Origin of the sequence: Streptomyces sp. CLV115 (genome assembly GCF_038448545.1) — a bacterium.
GTDB lineage: Bacteria > Actinomycetota > Actinomycetes > Streptomycetales > Streptomycetaceae > Streptomyces > Streptomyces sanglieri.
In genome coordinates this window covers 1-20510 of sequence record NZ_JBCEWQ010000155.1, presented here as the reverse complement: position 1 = coordinate 20510, position 20510 = coordinate 1, and the positions used below count along the sequence as shown (strand labels likewise).

General features: G+C 70.3%; 9 protein-coding genes and 1 pseudogene. 3 read left to right on the top strand and 7 right to left on the bottom strand.

Going from position 1 to position 20510, the window contains the following annotated elements; all coding sequences use genetic code 11:
• From AADR41_RS34465 to AADR41_RS34450, 4 genes are all read right to left on the bottom strand, one after another.
• Window positions 1-4726, bottom strand: a 4726-nt coding sequence (locus AADR41_RS34465) for an amino acid adenylation domain-containing protein (protein ID WP_342285805.1), incomplete at its 3' end; no start/stop codon positions are given.
• Between the two features lie 47 nt (window positions 4727-4773).
• Entirely contained in the window at window positions 4774-11517 is a 6744-nt protein-coding gene (locus AADR41_RS34460) for an amino acid adenylation domain-containing protein (RefSeq protein ID WP_342285803.1), read from the bottom strand.
• 369 nt (window positions 11518-11886) lie between these two features.
• Window positions 11887-13326: an MFS transporter gene (locus AADR41_RS34455; RefSeq protein WP_342285801.1), complete on the bottom strand. Its 1440-nt coding sequence runs from the start codon at window positions 13324-13326 to the stop codon at window positions 11887-11889.
• On the bottom strand, window positions 13323-13946 hold the full coding sequence (locus AADR41_RS34450) for a winged helix-turn-helix domain-containing protein (protein ID WP_342285800.1): 624 nt from the start codon (window positions 13944-13946) through the stop codon (window positions 13323-13325). The genes AADR41_RS34455 and AADR41_RS34450 overlap by 4 nt, the downstream gene beginning before the upstream one ends.
• A gap of 598 nt (window positions 13947-14544) precedes the next feature.
• On the opposite strand from AADR41_RS34450, the gene AADR41_RS34445 reads away from it, so the two are divergent.
• Window positions 14545-15384 (top strand): N-acetyltransferase, encoded by an 840-nt coding sequence (locus AADR41_RS34445; protein ID WP_342285798.1) that lies wholly within the window; start codon window positions 14545-14547, stop codon window positions 15382-15384.
• On the opposite strand, the gene bla is transcribed toward AADR41_RS34445, so the two are convergent.
• Entirely contained in the window at window positions 15327-16292 is a 966-nt protein-coding gene (bla, locus tag AADR41_RS34440) for a class A beta-lactamase (protein ID WP_342285796.1), read from the bottom strand. The genes AADR41_RS34445 and bla overlap by 58 nt on opposite strands.
• 168 nt (window positions 16293-16460) lie before the next feature.
• On the opposite strand from bla, the gene AADR41_RS34435 reads away from it, so the two are divergent.
• Both AADR41_RS34435 and AADR41_RS34430 read left to right on the top strand, forming a co-directional pair.
• Window positions 16461-17387, top strand: coding sequence for a LysR family transcriptional regulator (locus tag AADR41_RS34435; RefSeq protein WP_342285793.1), 927 nt, complete (start codon window positions 16461-16463; stop codon window positions 17385-17387).
• A complete protein-coding gene (locus AADR41_RS34430) occupies window positions 17384-18286 on the top strand; it encodes a serine hydrolase (RefSeq protein ID WP_342285792.1) in 903 nt (300 codons plus the stop codon). Before AADR41_RS34435 ends, AADR41_RS34430 begins: the two co-directional genes overlap by 4 nt.
• Before the next feature lie 72 nt (window positions 18287-18358).
• Here the strand turns inward: AADR41_RS34430 and AADR41_RS34425 are convergent, their stop codons facing one another.
• Both AADR41_RS34425 and AADR41_RS34420 read right to left on the bottom strand, forming a co-directional pair.
• Complete coding sequence (locus AADR41_RS34425) at window positions 18359-20125, bottom strand: serine/threonine-protein kinase (protein WP_342285791.1); 1767 nt, start codon at window positions 20123-20125, stop codon at window positions 18359-18361.
• A 258-nt stretch (window positions 20126-20383) separates the two neighbouring features.
• Window positions 20384-20510, bottom strand: a pseudogene (locus tag AADR41_RS34420) (transglycosylase SLT domain-containing protein); the annotation flags it as partial.

Below are 20510 nucleotides of genomic sequence, written 5' to 3'. Positions count from 1 at the left end.
CCGCATCAGGACAGACAGCCACACGCTCCTCGACAAGCCGATGAATCGTCGCAGCATCCGGATACGGACCAGCCACACCGTTCCACTCGACCAACACCTCCCGCCGCTCCCCCACCGTGAGCATGTTCAACTCCGACAGACGCGCACCCGGCGCAGCCGCCACCGACGCCGCCAGAGTCGAGAGGTGACCGGCCAACCGCTCGATCGTCGCCCGCTCGAACAGATCCGTCCGGTACTCCAGGGCCGCCAGCAGCTCACCGTCCGCCTCTGTCGCGGTCAGCTGGAGATCGAACTTGGCGTCCTGACCGCCCACACCGACCTGCTCGACCGTCAGACCGGGCAGGCTCCACGACTCCCCGTCCGGGGTGTTCTGGAACACGAACAGGGTCTGGAACAGGGGGTTGCGGGACAGGTCCCGGTCGGGGGCCAGCTCGTCGACGAGGCGCTCGAAGGGCAGGTCCTGGTGGTCGTAGGCACCGAGGGCGGTGTCCTTCACCCGGTCCAGGAGCTCGGTGAACGCGGGGTCGCCGGACAAGTCGGTACGCAGGACGAGGGTGTTGACGAAGAAACCGATCAGGCCCTCCGTCTCGGCGCGGTTGCGACCGGCGATCGGGGTGCCGACCGCGATGTCGTCCTGACGGCAGTAGCGGGCCAGCACGATCTGGAACAGGGACAGCAACGCCATGAACAGGCTCGCACCCTGCCCACTCGCCATTGCCCGCAACGCCTCCGCCACCTCCGACGGCACCGAGAAGTAAACGGTGTCGCCCTCGGCACCCTCCCGTTCCGCAGGCCGGCCGTGGTCGGTCGGCAGCTCCAGGGCCGGTACCCCTGTGAGACGTTCGCGCCAGTACGCCAACTGCCTCTCCAGGAGATCCCCGCTGAGTTGCTCCCGCTGCCAGGCGGCGAAATCCGCGTACTGCACGGGGAGTTCGGGCAGTGACGCCACACCTCCGGCGACGGCGGCCACATACAGTTCGCACAGTTCGCGGGCCAGAATCCCGGAGGACCAGCCGTCCGAGACAATGTGGTGCAGCGTGATCAGTACGTACTGGTCGTCGTCAGCGAGGCGCACTACGTCGACCCGCAGAAGCCGCCCGCCCTCCAGCTCGAACGGTCGCCGCGCCTCGGCCGCCATGACCTCCAGCGCGACCTGCTCCCGGTCGGCCGCCGGCGTGGTCCGGACGTCGTGCACAACCGGAGTGACCGACCACGGCGCATCCACGATCTGCGCGGGACGGCCCGAGTCGTCCGTGACGAACCGGGTCCGCAGCACCTCGTGCCGGGTCACCAGACCGGTGAACGCCGCACCCAGTGCACCGGCGTCGAGCGTGCCGCGCACCCGCAGGCCGAAGGGCACGAGGTACTCGGCGCTGCCCGGCGTCAACTGGTCCAGGAACCAGAGCCGCTGCTGCGCGAACGACAGCGGCAGTGGGCCGTTGCCCCGGTCGAGCGGAACCAACGCCGCCTCTTCGGCCGTCCCCAGCTCTCGCACGGCCTCGGCCAGTGTGGCCGGGGTGGGCGAGGAGAAGAGGGCGCGCACCGGGACGTCCGACCCGAGCCGCTGCCGCAGACGCGACGTCACCTGTGTCGCGAGCAGTGAATGGCCGCCCAGTTCGAAGAAGTTGTCGTGGATGCCGATGGTGTCGATGCCGAGGACGTCGGACCACACGCCGGTGATGATCTCTTCGGTCGAGTTGCGGGGTGCGGTGTAGGTGGTGGCGAGTTCGGGGCGATGGCCGTCCGGCGCGGGAAGGGCCTTGGTGTCGACCTTCCCGTTGGGTGTCAGGGGCAGGTGGTCGAGGGTGAGGTAGGTGCTGGGGACCATGTAGTCGGGCAGCTGCCGCTGGAGATGCGTACGGAGTTCCGACGCCTCGGGGGCGTGTCCCGGGGTGGGAACGACGTAGGCGACCAGACGCTTGTCCCCGGGGGTGTCTTCGCGGGTGGTGACAGCGGCGGTGTGGATGTGGGGATGGGTACTGAGGGCGGCTTCGATCTCGCCGAGTTCGATGCGGTAACCGCGCAGCTTGACCTGGTTGTCGATCCGCCCGATGAACTCAAGCGTGCCATCGGGCCGCCACTTCACCAGATCCCCGGTGTGGTAGACCCGCGGGTCGGACCGGGGCGGAGTGAGGGGGTTGGGGGTGAAGCGTTCGTGGGTGAGGTCGGGCCGGTTGTGGTAGTGCCGGGCCAGACAGATACCGCCCAGCAGGGCGTGGCCGGGGATCCCGACGGGTGCGGGCTGGTTGTGGTGATCGACGACGTAAGCGGTGGTGTTCGTGACCGGCCGGCCCAGCGTCGTGGTGCCCCCGTGCGGATCGGGCTGTGTCGTCAGGCTCATCACGTTCGCCACCGAACCCTCGGTCGCACCGTACTCATTACTGAACGTCGTCCGCGTACTGCTCGTACTCAGCAACCGGGCAACCAACTGCGGGGCAAGACTCTCACCACCGGCCACGATGGTGGTGATGTGATGACGTGCGCCACGGGTCTCCAGATGCGCGGCAAGAACCTCCAGATGAGAAGGCGTCGCCTTCAGGAAACCGATCGGGGTATCGGTGCAAATCAGATCGATCGCCGCATCGAACGCCGTCACATCCGGCCCCGTGACAGGAATGACAAGCTGCTGCCCCTGGATCAGAGGCAGGAACAACGCCGTGATCGTCAGATCGAACGTCACCGACGAATACAGAACCGAACCGACCCCACCCGGAACACGGACCGGGTAGTTCTCGTCGCACCAGTGCAGATAATTCACCACACCCCGATGCTCCAGAGCAACACCCTTCGGCCTGCCCGTCGAACCCGACGTATAGATCACATACGCCAGATCATCCGGCGAAGCCAACGGATCGGGATCCGACTCCGAACCACCCGGCCACTGCGTATCGACCAGCAGCCGCGAAAAACCCTCCGGAATGCGGTCGACCAGGCCGGTACTCGTAATGACGAGCGGGGCATTCGCATCCTCGACCATGTAGGCGATCCGGTCGGCCGGATACTCCGGATCAAGAGGAACGAACGCCGCACCCGCCTTCAGAATGCCCAACAGCGTGGCAATGAGCTCAGGCGAACGATCCAGACACACAGCAACCAACGTATCCGCGGTGATACCCGAACCACGCAGGTGATGGGCCAGCCGATTCGCCCGCGCATTGATCTCACCGTACGTCCAACGACGCTCCCCATGCGTCACAGCAACCGCATCAGGACAGACAGCCACACGCTCCTCGACAAGCCGATGAATCGTCGCAGCATCCGGATACGGACCAGCCACACCGTTCCACTCGACCAACACCTCCCGCCGCTCCCCCACCGTGAGCATGTTCAGCTCCGACAGACGCGCACCCGGCGCAGCCGCCACCGACGCCGCCAGAGTCGAGAGATGACCGGCCAACCGCTCGATCGTCGCCCGCTCGAACAGATCCGTCCGGTACTCCAGGACCGCGCGCAGTCCGTCCGCCGACTCGACCGCCGTGAGTGTCAGGTCGAACTTGGCGACACCCCGCTCGATCTCGACCGGCTCGGTCCGTGTGCCGGCCAGCTCCCATGCCTGGTCCTCCGTACTGCCGGGCGCCTGGAGGACGAACATCGTCTGGAACAGGGGGTTGCGGGACAGGTCCCGGTCGGGGGCGAGTTCCTCGACCAGGCGCTCGAAGGGCAGGTCCTGATGGTCGTAGGCACCGAGCGCGGTGTCCTTGACCCGGTCCAGGAGCTCGGTGAACGCCGGATCTCCGGACAGATCGGTGCGCATGACCAGCGTGTTCACGAAGAAGCCGATCAGCTCCTCCGTCTCCGCGCGGTTTCGGCCGGCGATCGGGGTGCCGACCGCGATGTCGTCCTGACGGCAGTAGCGGGCCAGCACGATCTGGAACAGGGACAGCAACGCCATGAACAGGCTCGCACCCTGCCCACTCGCCGCCGCACGCAGCGCCTCCGTCACCTCCGACGGCACCGAGAAGGTGACCACATCACCGCCGCTGCTCGGCTGCCCCGGGCGCTGGTGGTCGGTGGGAAGCTCAAGCGGCGTCACGTGGGCGAGGCGCTCGCGCCAGTAGGCCAGCTGCCGCTCCAGGAGATCTCCGCCGAGTTGCTCCCGCTGCCAGGCGGCGAAATCCGCGTACTGGATGGTGAGTTCGGGCAGCGAAGCCTCGCGTCCGGCGACGGCTGCCGCGTACAGTTCGCGCAGTTCGCGGGCCAGGATCCCGGAGGACCAACCGTCCGAGGCGATGTGGTGCACCGTCAGCAGCAGGAAGTGGTCGTCGTCCGCCAGCCGCACCACGTCGGCCCGCAGGAGCCGCCCGGCCGCCAGGTCGAACGGCCGCGTCGCCTCGGTGCGCAGCACTTCGCCCGCGCGGGTCTCCGCGTCCGCCTCGGCCCGCAGGTCGTGGACCGTGACCTCCACCGGCCAGGGTGCGCTGATCGCCTGCCGCGGGGTGCCGTTGTCGTCCGCGGGGAACGCCGTCCGCAGCACCTCGTGCCGGGCCACCAGACCTGACAGTGCTGTGCCGAGCGCGGGGACATCCAGCATGCCGTGCACCCGCAGCACCGTCGGCACCAGGTATTCCGCACTGTCCGGCGTCAGCCGGTCCAGGAACCACAGCCGCTGCTGCGCGAACGACAGCGGGAGGGGTCCGGCCTCCCGCTCGACCCGTACGATCCGGGCCGCTTCCGCACGCCGCCGCATGCGGGACAGCAGCCGTGTCTCCACCGAGTTCTCGCCCATGATGTTCCGTCCTCTTCGTCTTCTCGCGTGGGCAGTGGGCCGCTGTTTCAGGAAAGCTGTTCCTGCGCGTCGAACAATTCGATGAGCTGTTGCTTGATGCCGATGACGTTCGGCGACTGAAAGAGGCGACGCAGACCGATGCGTACCCCGGTCACCGACTCGACCTGATTGACGAGTTGGAGGGCCAGCAGGGAATGCCCGCCGACGTCGAAGAACCCCTCGTGGACTCCCACGCGTTCGACGCCGAGCACGGCGGCCATGATTCCGGCGATCTCCGATTCGATCTCGTCCCGTGGCGCGGTGTATCCGGCCGTGCTGTCGCCGTCGTTCCCGGGGGCCGGCAGTGCCGCGTGGTCGACCTTGCCGTTCCGGTTGAGCGGCAGTTCCGGCAGGATCGCGAACGCGGACGGCATCATGGCGCGGGGCAGCCGTTCGGCGGCCCACTCGCGCAGCGCGCCGACGTCCACCGCGGTGTCGGGCGCGGGCACGCAGTAGGCGGCCAGCCGCTTGTCGCCGGGAGTGTCCTCCCGGACCACCACCGCGCAGGCCCCGACCGCGCCGTGGGTGAGCAGTGTCGCCTCGATCTCGCCGAGTTCGACCCGGACGCCGCGCAGTTTCACCTGACGGTCGATCCGGCCCAGCAGGTCCAGTTCGCCGTCCGCAGTGAACCGGCCGAGATCGCCCGTACGGTACATCCGGCCGCCGCGGAAGGGGTCGGCGACGAAACGCTCGGCGGTGAGGTCGGGCCGCTGGTGGTAGCCGCGCCCGACGCTGTCGCCGCCGAGGTACACCTCGCCCAGCACACCCGCGGGCACGGGACGGCGGTCCGGGTCCAGGACGTACACGGTCTGGTTGACCATGGGACGGCCCGCGAGGACCGGTCCGGCCGGGTCCGTGCGCGAGGCCCGCCAGTACGTCGTGTCCACCGAGACCTCGGTGGCGCCGTACAGGTTGACGAGATCACCGGGGAGGCGCTCGGTGAACCGGCTCACCAGCGTCGGCTGGAGCGGTTCGCCGCTGACGAAGGCGTACCGCAGGTGCGTGCAGTCGCCGGGCCGTACCTGGGAGACGAACAAGTCCAGCAGACTTGGCACGAAGTGCAGGCCGACCACGCGATGGGCGCGCATCAGGCGGGACACCTCGGCCATGTCGAGCCGGTCGGAGCCCGGCACCAGCACGACGGTGGCGCCTTGCCACAGGGGCCAGAAGATCTCGTACGCCGACACGTCGAAGGACAGCGGCGTGGCCTGGAGGAAGCCCTCGCCCGGAGCGATCGGGAACGCGTGCTGCATGCCGGCCAGGTAGTTGACCACCCCGCGGTGTTCGATGCGGACGCCCTTCGGGCGGCCCGTCGAGCCGCTGGTGTAGATCAGGTAGCACAGGTCGCCGGGGTCCGCGACGGGTTCCGGCGCGTCCGTGGGCAGGGTGTCCGGCAGGTCGGCCGGGCGGTCCACGGCCAGCAGCTCCGGGCCGTCCGGCAACAGGGCGGCGTGCGCGATGTCGGTGACGATCAGCGGCGCGCCGGAGTCGGCCACCAGGTACGCCAGGCGTTCCTGCGGGTGCTCCGGGTCGAGCGGGACGTACGCGGCACCGGCCTTCAGGATGCCGAGGAGCGTCCACACCATGGCGGGCGAGCGTTCCAGGCAGACGCCCACGGGTACGTCCGGACCGATACCGGGCACAGCGCGCAGCCGGTGTGCCAGCCGGTTGGCCCGCTCATCGATTTGCCTGTACGTCAGTTCTTCCGTGCCGCAGACGACTGCGACCGCGTCCGGATCCTGCGCCGCTCGCTGCTCGAACAGCTCGTGCAGTGTCGCTGCCGGTACAGGCGCTGCGGTGTCGTTCCACTCGGTGAGGAGACGGTGCCTCTCCCCCGCGTCCAGCATCTCCATCTCGGACAGTGCGCTGTGCGGGTGAAGCGTGGCTGCGGCCAGCAGGTTGGTGAAATGGCCGGCCAGGCGGCGCGCGGTGTCCTCGGTGAAGAGGTCGTCGGCGTAGACCACGGCGCCGTCCAGCGTGCCGTCCGCCGCCTCCGCAAGGTACATCGACAGGTCGAACTTGGCGTCCCGGGCCGGGGGCTCGACGGGCTCCGCCGTCAGGCCCGGAAGGTTCCAGGCGTCCGCACCCGGTGTGTTCTGCAACGCGAACATCGTCTGGAACAGGGGGTTGCGGGACAGGTCCCGGTCGGGGGCGAGTTCCTCCACCAGCCGTTCGAAGGGCAGGTCCTGGTGGTCGTAGGCGCCGAGCGCGGTGTCCTTGACCCGGTTGAGAAGCTCGGTGAACGCCGGATCGCCGGACAGATCGGTGCGCATGACCAGCGTGTTCACGAAGAAGCCGATCATGTTCTCGATCTCGGCCCGGTTGCGGCCGGCGACCGGGCTGCCGACCGCGATGTCCCGCTGTCCGCTGTAGCGGGCCAGCAGCAGTTGGAAGACGGCCAGCAGGGTCATGTACAGGCTCGCGCCGCTCTCGGCGGACACCGCACGGGCACGGGCGGCGACCTCGGCGGGCACCGAGAACCGGACCACCTCGCCCCGCCCGCCGCGCTCGGTCGGACGTGGGTGGTCGGTCGGCAGCTCCAGCGGTTCCAGCCCTCCCAACCGATGGCGCCAGTAGGCAAGTTGCCGCTCAAGGGGCGCACCGGACAGCCAACCACGTTGCCACACCGCGTAGTCGGCGTACTGCACGGGCAGTGGATCCGGCCCGGGCGTACCGGAGCGATCCGAGGACGCTGCTGCGTACCGCGCGGACAGCTCACGTACCAGCACGCCCACCGACCAGCCGTCGAAGGCGATGTGGTGCACGGTGACGGCCAGGACGTGCTCCTCGTCGGCCAGCCGCACCAGCAGCGCACGCAGCATCGGTCCGGTGCCGAGGTCGATCGCCCGAAGCCAGTCCTCGCGCAGCACCTCCGCCAGGGCGTCCTCGCGGACGGCCGTGTCACCCGCCCCGCGCAGGTCCCGTACCAGCATCCGCACCGGCCGCGCCGGGTCGATGAGCTGCGCCGGGGAGCCCGTCGCATCCGTGCCGAACCGGGTGCGCAGGACCTCGTGGCGCGCCACCACCGCGGTGAACGCGGCGTTCAGGGCGTCGATGTCCAGGGGGCCGTGGATACGGAAGGCGAAGGGCAGCAGGTATTCGGCCCGCCCCGGCTCCAACTGGTCGAGGAACCAGAGCCGTTGCTGCGCAAAGCTGAGTGGCGGCGGAGTGCTGGGGCGCGGCGCCGCCAGGATGCGGCCTGCTTCCGTGCCGTCCAGCTCCGTCACGGCCGCGGCCAGCAGCGCCGGGGTCGGCGCGCTGAACAGGGTGCGCACCGGCACATCGGCGCCCAACCGCCGGCGCAGCCGCGAAACGACCTGGGTGGCCAGCAGCGAATGCCCGCCCAGCGCGAAGAAGTCGTCGTGCACGCCGATCCGGTCGACGCCCAGCACCTCGGACCACACCTCGGTCACCGCGCGCTCGGTGTCCGTGCGCGGCTCGGTGTACGCGCCGCCCGCTGCGGACCGGTCGGTGGCGGGTGCGGGAAGTGCCCGGCGGTCGGTCTTTCCGTTCGGGGTGAGGGGGATGCGCTCCAGCGGCACGAACGCCGTGGGCACCATGTAGTCCGGCAGGTCGCGCTGGAGGTGGGTACGCAGGGCGCTCGTGTCGAGGGGGCCCGCGGACACCACGTACGCCACCAGTTTATGCACTCCGGGGACGTCTTCGCGCAGCACGACGGTGGCGCCGGTGATGGTGGGGTGGGTGAGCAACGCCGTCTCGATCTCGCCGAGTTCGATGCGGTAGCCGCGCAGCTTGACCTGGTTGTCGGAGCGGCCCACGAACTCCAGCCGCCCGTCCGGCAGCCACCGGGCGAGGTCACCGGTGCGGTAGACGCGCCGCGGCGTGCCGTCCACGTCCACGACGGTGAACTTCTCGCTGGTCAGCTCGGGCCGGTGCAGATAGCCGCGGGCCAGCCCGGGGCAGCCGATCCACATCTCGCCCGGCACTCCCACCGGCACCGGGCGGCCGTGGCGGTCGACCACGAACACCTTCGCGTTGGCGACCGGCCGGCCGATCGGCACCCGGTCGACGGGGCCGTCGATCCTGGCGGTCGTCGCCTCCTGAGCGGCCTCCGTGGGGCCGTAGCCGTTGATCAGAGGCACCTCGCAGTGCCGGAACCACTGCCGGATCTGCTCCCGCTGGAGCGCCTCCCCGCCCAGCCGGACCAGCCGCAGCTGCGGGCCGAGCTCGTCCGGCCCGTCCAGGTCGGCTGCCAGCTCCCCGAACGCCGACGGAGTGAGCCATGCCACCGTGATCCGGTGCTCGCGCAGCGCCGCCGCCAGCCGGCCCGGGTCCCAGGTGTCGTCGCGCAGCACCAGCCCCGCCCCGGAGACGAGCGGGGCGAACAGCTGACCCACCGAGGAGTCGAACGCTATCGAGGCGAACTGCAGGACCCGGTCCTCGGGGGTGAGCCCCAGCTCACGGCGTGTCTCCCGCATGCGCGCCCGCAGCGCGCCGTGGGTGATCTGCACGCCCTTGGGACGGCCGGTGGAGCCGCTGGTGTAGATCACGTAGGCCAGGTCGTCCGGACCGGCCTGGGCCACCGGACCGGCGGAGTCGGTGTGGGGCTCCTTCGGCCGGCCCCCGTCCAGCAGCAGCGTCGGCGTGTGGGCGGGGAGCCGGCCGGTGTGCGCGGACTGGGTGACGATCAGTGGGGTGCCGCTGTCCTCGACCATGTAGGCGAGCCGGTCGGTGGGGTACGCGGGGTCCAGCGGCACGTATGCGGCCCCCGCCTTGTGGATGCCGAGCAGTGCGCAGACCATGTCCGTCCCGCGGTCCAGGCAGACCGCGACCAGGGTGCCCGGCCCGGCACCCCTCTCGCGCAGCCGGCCGGCGATCCGCTCGGCCCGCTCGTCGAGCTGACGGTAGGTCAGTGCTTCGGTGCCGCAGGTCACGGCCGGCGCGTCGGGGTGGCGGGCGGCCTGCTCCTCGATCAGCCGGGTCACGGTCACCGTGTCCGGGGCGTCGGTGTCGGCCCCGTTCCACTCGCCGAGGATCGTCCGGCGCTCGGCGTCGGTCAGCATCGGGAGCTCGGACAGCCGGGCGTCCGGGGTGGCGCAGGCGGCAGCGAGCAGCGTCTCGAAGTGCCCGGCGAGACGGAGCATCGTGGCTTCGTCGAACAGGTCTGTGGAGTACACGATCGTGCCGTCCAGAGCGCCGTCGGCGGCCTCGGTGGCGTAGAAGGTGAAGTCGAACTTGGAGTCCTGGGCGGACACTTCGAGCTGTCGCACGGTCAGGCCCGGCAGTTCCCAGGAGCGGCTGTCGGGGGTGTTCTGGAGGACGAACATCGTCTGGAACAGCGGATTGCGCGAAAGGTCCCGCTGCGGGGCCAGTTCCTCCACCAGCCGTTCGAAGGGCAGGTCCTGGTGGTCGTAGGCACCGAGCGCGGTGTCCTTGACCCGATCGAGGAGCTCCGTGAACGCCGGATCGCCGGACAGGTCGGTGCGCATGACCAGCGTGTTCACGAAGAAGCCGATCATGTTCTCGATCTCGGCCCGGTTGCGGCCCGCGATCGGGGTGCCCACGGCGATGTCCTCCTGGCCGCTGTAGCGCGACAGCACCACCTGGAATACCGCCAGCAGGGTCATGAACAGGCTCGCACCGCTCTCCTTGGAGAGGCTGCGGGCACTGTCGGCGGTCTCCGCCGGTACGCGGAAGGTGAGCATGGCGCCGTTGCCGCTGCGCCGCGCCGGACGCCGACGGTCGGTGGGCAGCTCCAGCGGCTCGGTGCCGGCCAGGCGGGCGCGCCAGTAGTCCAGTTGCTCCGCCAGTACCTCGCCGGTCAGCCACTCGCGCTGCCAGACCGCGAAGTCGGCGTACTGGAGGGGAGGTTCGGACAGCCCGGTGGTCCTGCCCGCGATCCGTGCGCCGTACAGCGCGGTCAGCTCCCGGGACAGCACCCCCGCCGACCAGCCGTCGAAAGCGATGTGGTGCACCGTCAGGTAGAGCAAGTGTTCCTCGTCGGCCAGCCGGATCAGCAGCGCACGCACCATCGGCCCGGTGCCGAGGTCCATCGGGCAAAAGCCCTCGGTGTCCACGAGCGCGGCGGCCTTCTCCTCGCGCGCCTCCTGCCCGTCGACGGACCGCAGGTCGTGAACGGCGAGCGGCAGCGGCCGGGGTGGGTCGACGATCTGGCCCGGGTTGCCGTCCGCATCGCCGGCGAAGCGGGTGCGCAGCACCTCGTGCCGATTCACCAGCTCCGACAGCGACGCGCGCAGCGCCTGCACGTCCAGGGGTCCGCGGATGCGCAGTCCCATGGGGATCAGGTACTCGGCCCGGCCGGGCTCCAGCTGGTCCAGGAACCACAGTCGGCGCTGCGCGAACGACAGCGGCAACGGATCTCCGTGCCGGGGTGCGCGGGGGATGACGGGAGCGTCGTCCGGGGCCCCGGCCGCCACCAGGGCGTCCATGGCCTCCGTCGCGCCCTCGGCATCGAGGTCGGCCGACTCGAACAGCCGGCGGGTCCGCAGCAGGGCTTCCTCCGCGAGGAACGACGCCACCGCCCGCACCGTCAATGGTTCCGGCAGTGTTTCCGCGCCGAATTCCGAGCCGAATTCCTCTGCGATCCGGCGTGCCATTTCCGCCGCGTGCGGGAGCGTTCCGCCGAGCTGGAAGAATTCGTCCTCCGCTCCGGTCACCTCGGCGCCGAGCACCGCATTCCACACTGCCGCGATGCGGGCTTCCGCAGGAGAGAAGCCGCCCTCCTCGGCCCTCTGGCCGGATGCCGCGGCCGTCATCGGCTTCGTCGTCATGTGTCCACCAGTTCCTCGTCATCGACCGTCTGCGAAAACCCTCGGAAACTCAGCCGAATCCGATGCTCGCAGAGCGATCTGGAGGAGTTAACTGGTCACTTCTGCCCGCCCTGCGTGGCAACTTCTGCCAGCCCTACGTGGCCCCTATGTGGCCAATTGCGCCCGCCGGAGGTGGCCACTCGCGCCGGTCCGGGCGTGAACACCGCTGCCGGGCAATGAAGTTCCGACGGCCTGGACAGGACCCGCCGTACGGGCAGAGGCGGGGGTACGGGACCGGCGACCGACGGGCAGCGGTCAACGGTCAATGAATGAGAGGCGTTGGGCGACGGGCGATCCACCGCACGCCCGGTGCCGGTCCCGTACCGCCGCTTACACGACTTCCTTGGCCGCCGCTTCCTCGGGCACCGCAGCCCTGCCGGCCACACTTCCGTTCCCGTGCTCGGTGTCGACGGGGTTCGCGTCGGGCACCGTCTGCTTGCGCATGCCCGACCACTCCCGGTTCAGGGCCGGCACACCGATGGCGACGAGGTAGAGCCCGCCCACGATCCACAGCGCGCCCGAGGTGCCCGCCACCGTCACCAGTCCCGCGCCCAGCAGCCCGCCGAAGGGGATGCCCGCCCAGGTGACGGCCTGGGCCAGCGTCTTGACCCGTCCCAGCAACGGAGTGGGGATCAGCTCGTACGTCACGGCCCCCACGATCGGGTTGACGAATCCTGAGCCCAGACCGCCCACCGCAAGCACCACCAGCACCAGCCACAGGGGTGCCCCCGTGGCCATGGCGACGAAGCGCGGTACGCCACCCAGCGTGAAGCCGATCAGATAGACGGCACGCCGGGGCAGCCGCTCGGCCACTCCCGCGGCCACGAGCGCGGCGATGATCGATGTCGCGGCGAAGATGCTCACCACCAGGCCAATGGCTCCCGCGCCGTTGCCCGTCTCCTTCGCCCAGACCGGCAACAGCACGGACATGAAAGCCTGGTCGAGCAGGTTGGTCACGGCCAGCATGCACACGATGGACCGCAGCAGCTTGGCGTCGCGCAGGAACACGGCGCCCTGGCGCAGCCGCGAAAGATAGCCCTCGGCCTCCTCGACCGGCACCTCGTGCGGCTCGGGCACCGGGTCGCTGAGGGTGGTGGACACTATCAGCGCCGACACACCGAACAGGAAGGCGGTGATCCACAGGGCGTAGAGGCTGCCGAAGGAGGCGACGACCACACCGGCGATGGCCGGTCCGATGGTCGTCGCGGTCCGTTCGACCGCCGCCGACAGACCGGTCCCCCGTTCCAGTGGTACCCGGGCCGCGCGGGTGGCCGCGGGCACGAAGAGACCCTTGGCCCCGTTGGCCGGGCCGTCCGCCGCGCCGACCACGGCAAGCAGCCCCAGCAGCAGACCGAAGGACAGGTTTCCCGTCAGATAGAGCAACGGCGCGGCGGCCGTCGCGACGGTGGAAGCCAGGTCGCCTGCCACACTGATGCGCTTGGGACCGACCCGGTCGATGATCGGCCCCGCCAGCGCCTGGGCCAATACGTAGGGAACTATCTGGCAGAAGGCGACCAGCCCCGTCTTGCCGACGCTGCCGGTCGTCGTCAGGACGAACCAGGGCAGAGCGATCGAGAGTACGCGGTTGGCCGACAGGGACGCCGCGTTGGCCGACAGCATGCCGACCAGTCCGCGCAGGACCCGGGGCCCGCCGTCCGGACTGTCAGGGGCATCAGGAGTGTCTGGCGCGTCCGGGGCATCCGGGACGGGTGTGGGTGTGGGTGTGCCACTGTCCGCCGCCTGCTGGGCGGCCGCGTGCCGAGAGGTCATCTTTCACACTCCGGTTGGGTGGGGTGGGAGACGTGCCGGTCTGCGCTGGTGGGGAACAACTGGAACTGGAAGGCGACTCGCGCCGCACCATCGGGCAGTGGCGAACCTGCCGGTTCGGGCGCGGAGTTGCGTCGGCGCAGCAGTCGATGGATCTCTGCCGACAGCTCTTCGGCCTCACCGGGGGTGAGCGTGAGCACGTAGTCGCCGAAGTCCTGGGCGTCGCGCCACTCGGGCGACAGCGAGGTGGTCGCGTCGATGGCTGTGGTCATCGCGTCGGACCAGACCCTGCCGAGCGCCTGCAAATAGGCGATGCCGAGACCGTCGTCGCCCGCCAGCACCGAATCGTCCGGTACGACCGTGTTGACGTGCGCAGCCTGCCACCAGCGCTCACGGCGTCCGCCCCGGGACGGCGCCTCGACGATGAAGCCGTACTCGGCGAGCTGGCGCAGGTGATAGCTGGTCGCACCGGTGTTCTGGTTCAGCCGCCGGGCGAGCGTGGTGGCCGTGGCCGGCCCCTCCGTCCGAAGGACCGTCAGCATCCGTACCCGGAGCGGATGTGCGACACCCCGGAGGTTACGAGCGGTCAGTTGCACTTGGGACAGCTGCTCAGGAGGTTCCATGCGGCCCAAGGTAGACGACAAAGACTTCTGTGCACAGACTCCTGTGCACAGAAGTCTGTGCAATCGAGAGGGGTGGCTGGATTTCGACCGCATGCGGACTGATTCCAGCGCCGACCGCACCAGGATCCGACCCCTCTTCGGCGGTACTCGGTGACCGTCAGCAGCCCTCAGCGGCCGTGACCAGCCGTCAGCGGCCGTTCATATGCATGACGGCTTCCGGGTAGCAGGTCCCCGTCTCCGCATCCGGAGGCAGCGCTTCGTCCTGCCGCCGGAAGGTTCTCCGTGTCCGGCACCACGTCCACCGCCCCCGCGAGGTTCTCCTCCAGCGTGGCCCTGCCCTTGGTCCGGGGAATCGGCACGATGTCTTCGCCCCGGTACCGCCCGGCCCGCCGGACGGAACGAACTACGGCCGGCGGTGACGTGGTCGCGGCCGACCGCCTGCCCGCGAAAGTGCGCCGTTCAGGCGCGCGTCACGACGCCGCAGACCGTGCCCCGGTCGGGGCGTGCACCGGCAGCGCCCCGCGGTGACCGCCGGCCGGTGGTCGGCCACTGTCATATTCCGTTGCCAAAATTCCGGTGTGTGGCAGGGTGCTGCTTCGTGACAGAGACAGACAGCAGCCGGATCCGCCCGCTCTCCGAAGACCCGTCGCTGATCTCCCGTGTGTACGAGATCAATGACTCCTGGCCCGCCTTCACTCCCCACGACATGGCCGCGAGTGCCTTGCTGAGCCGGGTTCCGGAGGACTTCCCGCAGTACTGCGTGGCGGCGACGGACGGTGGCCGGGTCGTCGCGCGCGGACTCGCCGTGCCGTTCAACTCCGTGCTCGACGGGCGTGAGGAGCTGCCCGACCAGGGCTGGGACCGGGTGCTGACGTGGGCCTTCCGTGACCGGCAGCATGGGAACGCTCCGACGGCGGCCAGTGCACTGGAGATCTCGGTGGACGCCGGCCACCTCGGCCGGGGCCTCTCCTACCGCATGCTCGCCGCGCTCCGCCTGGCGGTTGGCCGGCAGGGGCACGACGCCCTGCTCGCGCCGGTCCGGCCGACGGCAAAGCACCTGGATCCGCACATGCCCATGGCCGACTACCTAGGCCGTCGTCGCGAGGACGGCCTGCCGGTCGACCCCTGGGTGCGGGTGCACGTCAAGGCCGGCGGCACCATCGAGAAGGTCGCCCCCGCGTCGATGACGGTCAGTGGCTCGCTGGCCCAGTGGCGGCAGTGGACCGGACTCCCCTTCGACCGGGACGGCGACGTGGAGGTCCCCGGCGCCCTGGCACCGGTGCATTGCGACACCGCGCACGATCACGCCGTCTACGTCGAACCCAACGTCTGGATCCGGCACGGTGGAAAGCCGCGGACCGCCCGGCAGCACACTGCCCGCTACGACAGCGCCTCGGCGACCACGGAGGCCGCTTCCGCGATGAGTGCGTTGTCGTAATCGGCGTCCCGCTGAAACCGGTTCGACAGAATCGCCACGACGAGGGGGGCGCCGTCGGGGCGCCATACCACGGCGATGTCGTTGCGCGTGCCGTAGAAGCCACCGGAGCCGGTCTTGTCGCCGACCACCCAGCCCCTGGGCATCCCGGCCCTGATGAGTTCGGCACCGGTCGTGTTGGTCCGCAGCCATTTCGTCAACTGCGCGCGTTCGCCGCTGCCGAGCAGGTCGCCGAGGACGAACGCGCGCAGATCGCCCGCGAGTGCCCGCGGTGTGCTGGTGTCGGAGGTGGCACCCGGGGACCACCGGTTGAGCTCCGGTTCGCGGTGTTCCATCCGGGTCACGTCGTCCCCGATGCCCGCGAGTACGGCGTCCAGGCCGCGAGGACCGCCCAGCCGGTCGAGGAGCAGGTTCGCCGCGGTGTTGTCGCTGAAGCGGACGGCGGCGTCGCACAGCGCGCTCAGGCTCATCCCGGTCCCGACATGCTTCTCGCTCACCGGGGAGTCGCTGACCAGGTCTTCCTCGGAATATTTGATCACCTCGTCCATTCCGCCCAGCGAGTACTTGCGCAGTACGGCCCCAGCGGCCAGCGCCTTGAACGTGGAGGCGTGGGCGAAGCGCTCACCGTCGTTGTGAGTGACTTCGCGACCGGTGCCGGTGTCGATGGCGTAGACGCCCAGCCGTGCGTCGTACTTGCGTTCAAGGTCCTTGAACTGCCGGGCGAAGCGCTCCCGGGCGAACGGCTTCGCGCTCGTGGCCGGTCCCGTCGCCCCGGCGTGCGGGGAGGACGCCGCCGGGGATGCGGAGGCACCTGGGCGGGTGTCCTCCCCGTCGCACGCCGCGATCGGAACGAGTACGAGCGCGGCCAGCGCACCGAGAAGGGAACGCCGGGCACTGCTGTTCTTCTGCATGGGTCCGAACCTCCAGGGCGCCCGCGGGCAGGGGCGCATAGGGGATGGAGCGGCAACTCCCCATCCCGGGGCGGTCTTGGGTGCCGGGCCCACTCTCGCCGCCCGGCGGCCATGCGGTCCAATACGCTCGGGTGCGGTTTCATGCCGATCCGACATAGGGTGCGGGCTGTGGATCTGGTCGGAGCCTGCAGGGCGTTCATCAGCGTGAGCGAGCACGGCAGTTTCACCGTGGGAGCCGCCGCCGCCCGGATGTCCCAACCGGTGGCCAGCCGCCGTGTCGCCGCCCTGGAGGAACACCTCGGTGAGCAGCTGTTCGAGCGCATGTCACGGCGGGCCGTCCTCACCGCCTTCGGCCGCGAGATGCTTCCGGCGGCCAGACAGCTCGTCCAGGCCGCCGATGTGCTGGTGGGCGAGGCCGAGGCGTCGAAGGGCAGGCCCTGGCGGCTCGCGGTGCCCGGTCTCTGCTCGACGGCCGGTCTCGCCCGTCTGATCGCGGAGGCACAGGAGCACGGCATCACGCTCGACCTCCGGATCGCCGCACCCGCGCAGCGCATCGAGTTCGTCCACACGCAGCTGGTGCGCGCCGCGCTGCTCGCGGCGCCCTCGGACGAGGCGACGTGGTCCGTGCCGCTGGGTCTCGCCGGGGTCCGGGATCCCGGCGTGCGGCGCATCTACATGGAGACGTTGCGGTTGGGGCGGGCATCGCCGGGCCCGGCCCGCCGTATCTGGATCCAGCCGGAGGACGACGTACCGCACATCCGTGACCCGCTGACCCGGCTGCGCGACGCGGTGGGTCTTCGGCCCGCGCAGCTCATGGCCGCCACCGACCTTCCGACCGCGGTGGCGGAGGTGCTCCGCACCGGGGATCTGCTGCTGTGCTCCCCCGCGCAGGCCGGGGAATTCGCCTTGCACTGGCGGCCGGTCGGTGAGGTCGGGCTCAGCCGCGGATTCGCTCTCGTCGCCGCCGCGGGCGGCAATCCACAACACATCGAGGCACGGCTGGGTACGGCCATCGGCCGCTGCCTGGGCGCGGGCGGCGGGGCGGACCGTACGACGGACGGGACGGTGGACAGCACCGAAAGGGCTACGGAATGAACACCGAGAAGCTGCTGGGCGAGATGCGCCGGCAATTGCACGAGGGCGGACTGCACGGCTGCCTGCTCGTCCGGGACCTCCACACGGGCGAGGAGGTGGGGATCGCTCCGGACACCCAGTTGCCTTCGGCGTCCCTGGTCAAGGTTCCACTCGCGCTGGCGACGGCCGAGCGCATCCGGCGGGGCGAGCTCGACGGGGCGACGTCGATCGATGTGCGGCCCGGACGTACGAGCACACCGGGCCCCACGGGGTTGAGCCGCTTCCGCCATCCCGTACGGATCGCCATCGACGACCTGCTCTACATGAGCACCTGCGTGAGTGACGGTGTGGCCGCCGACGTCCTGTTCGATCTGACCCCGCCCGCCCAGGTCACCGACATGCTCCGTGAGTTCGGGCTCCACGGCATCACAGTCCGGCACGGCCTCGGCCAACTCTCCGACACCCCGCTGGAACGCTTCGACGCGTCCCAGGCCCATCTGGCGCTCTCCCTCGCCATCGACGCCGGCACCGGCGGTCGCGGGCATCGGGTGCCCCAGCTCGACACCACGCGTGCCAGCTCCGGCAGCGCACGTGCGTACGTCGAGCTGTTGCAGGCGCTGTGGACGCCGTCGGCGATCCATCCGGAAGTGGCCGAACGCGTACGCGCGCTGATGGCCCACAACCTCCTCCGGCACCGGCTCGCCCCCGACTTCAGCTCGGACGCCTCCACCTGGTCCTCCAAGACCGGCACCCTCCTCAACCTCCGGCACGAGATCGGTGTCGTGGAGCACTCCGACGGCCAGTCCTTCGCCATCGCCGCCCTGACCGAGTCACTCGTGCCGGCCAGTGCGCAGCCCGGCGCCGACGCGCTGATGGCGCAGGTGGCCCGCGCGCTGCGGGATCACCTCCGCCAGCGCTGAAGGCAGGCCGGCGGGGCCCGCAGCCCGCCGGACGCGCGACTGCTGGGCCGGGGCACACCGTGCGTGCGCGTCTCAGGCGTGAAACCCGTTGCACACGACGGATGTGTACTTCGTCGGCCCGCCCTCGACGTGGTAAAGCACCACGGTCCAGTCGCCCCTGTCGTCCCCGACCGGGATCGCGTCCACGGTGCGCTTGCCGAAATGGGCGCGGAAGTCGTCGGGGTACTTCAGCTTGACGGTTCCGCCGGAAGTCCAACGGGAGTAGAGGTCGACGGGCTTGCTCGTGAAGCCGATGCCCTTGCTCACCGTTCGAAGGGGCCGTCCGGTGGAAGGGTCCGTCTCGTGCGGGGGCCGTACCCCCACGGATATGTAGTACGGCGCGGGCCGCTTCCCCTCGCCGGCGTCCTTGGGACGCATCTCCAGCAAGGCGGTGTCCGAACCGGTGGTGTGGGAGACGGAGGACCGCAGGCCCGTCGGCGGTGAGGAATCGGCGATGCTGGAGAGGTCGCAGGATCCTATGCCCTGCGACGCCTGCTGCGGGTCCTCGGACAGGGTCCAGCGGTCCTGCGAGACACGGTCGTTCACGATGTGGTCCGGCGGCCGGTTGTCCGCGTCCTTGGTGGCCGGCTTCGACCCGGTGGGCTGCCCGGGCACGGTCACCTCCGTCGGACGGGCCGCACCGGTCTCCCGCCCGTCCGTATCGGGGAGCAGCCAGACCGTGACCGGTACCGCGAGCGCCACCGCGCAGACGGCGAGCCAGGCCCTGCCGCGCGCCCCCTGCCCGGGCCGCTTCCCCGGAGCCGGCCGGTCGTCCGGTGCGGTGCCCGACGCCCCGGTGGGTGCGGCGCTCGCGGCCCGATCCGCCACGTGGACGTCCGGCTCGTGGTTCACGTGCCGCGTCCGCTCCCCCGTCCCCGGCAACCGCGTCGTCTCGGCATCGCTTCCGGTTTCGATCCCGGTCCCGGTCTCCGGCAGGGGTACGGGGACGGGGCCTGCGGTGCGCCCCAGCATCCGGTAGTGGGCGTCCGTCGCCAGCGGCGAGTCCACCGCGCACCGGGCTATCACGGAGGCCGGATCCGGCCGTGCCGCCGGGTCCTTGGCAACGCACTGCCGGACGAGCCCGGCCAGTTCGGGCCGAACCCCGTCCAGGTCGATGTCCTCGTGCACGGTCCGGTAGCTCACCGCCGCCGGTTCGCCCGTGCCGTACGGAGGCCGCCCCGTCGCCGCGTACGCGAGGGTCGCGCCCAGGGCGAAGACATCGGCGGCCGGGCCCGCCTCATTGCGCAGCAGGACCTCGGGGGCCGTGTAGCCGGGGGTGCCGGAGACCATTCCGTCCCGGGTGAGGATCGTCTGTTCCAGCGCTCGCGCGATGCCGAAGTCGATCAGCTGCGGCCCTTGCGGCGAGAGGATGACGTTGTGCGGCTTCACGTCCCGGTGCGTGACTCCGTGGGCATGGACGGTGGCCAGGCCCTCGGCGAGCGCGGCGAGCAGCCTCAGGGCGCTGTCCGGCGGGAAGGGGCCGCTCGCGCCGACGGCGCCGCGCAGGGTGGGTCCGGCCACGTACTCGGTGGCCAGCCAGTAGGGGGGCGCGTCGAGCGAGGCCTCGATCAACTGCGCCGTGTAGGCGCTGCGTACGGCCTCGACGGTCGCGGTCTCGCGCCGGAAGCGGGCCAGCGATTCGGGGTGGTCGCTGATCTCGTCCCGGATGACCTTCACGGCCACCAGCCGTCCGCCGGGTGATCTGCCGAGATACACCTGTCCCATGCCACCCGCACCGAGACGGGCGAGCAGGTGGTAGGCGCCCATGCGCACGGGGTCCTGAGGTCTCAGTGCATCCACGGCACGACTGTGCCACAAGTGCGCACCCGTCGGAGCGCAGGAGAACAACTCGTGATCGGATCGATCGGCGCCAACAGTCGGGCGTGGTGGTCCGATTGACGTCGGGCCGGATCTGGGACGGTGAGGTCGAGCACCGTCCGGCTGTTCCGGTCACGAGTGAGGACCGCGTTCGCTCCCTCGTGGCACACGCCCACGAAAGGGCCGGGGTGGAACATCACGGCGAGCCATCGCCCCGCCTGCCCCTGAACACGACCGGCATCAGTAGGCGGAGTTGACGTTGTCGATGGATCCGTAGCGGTCGGCGGCGTAGTTGGCGGCCGCGGTGATGTTGGCGACGGGGTCGGTGAGGCTGTGGGCGGTGCCGGTGACGTGGTAGGCGTTGAAG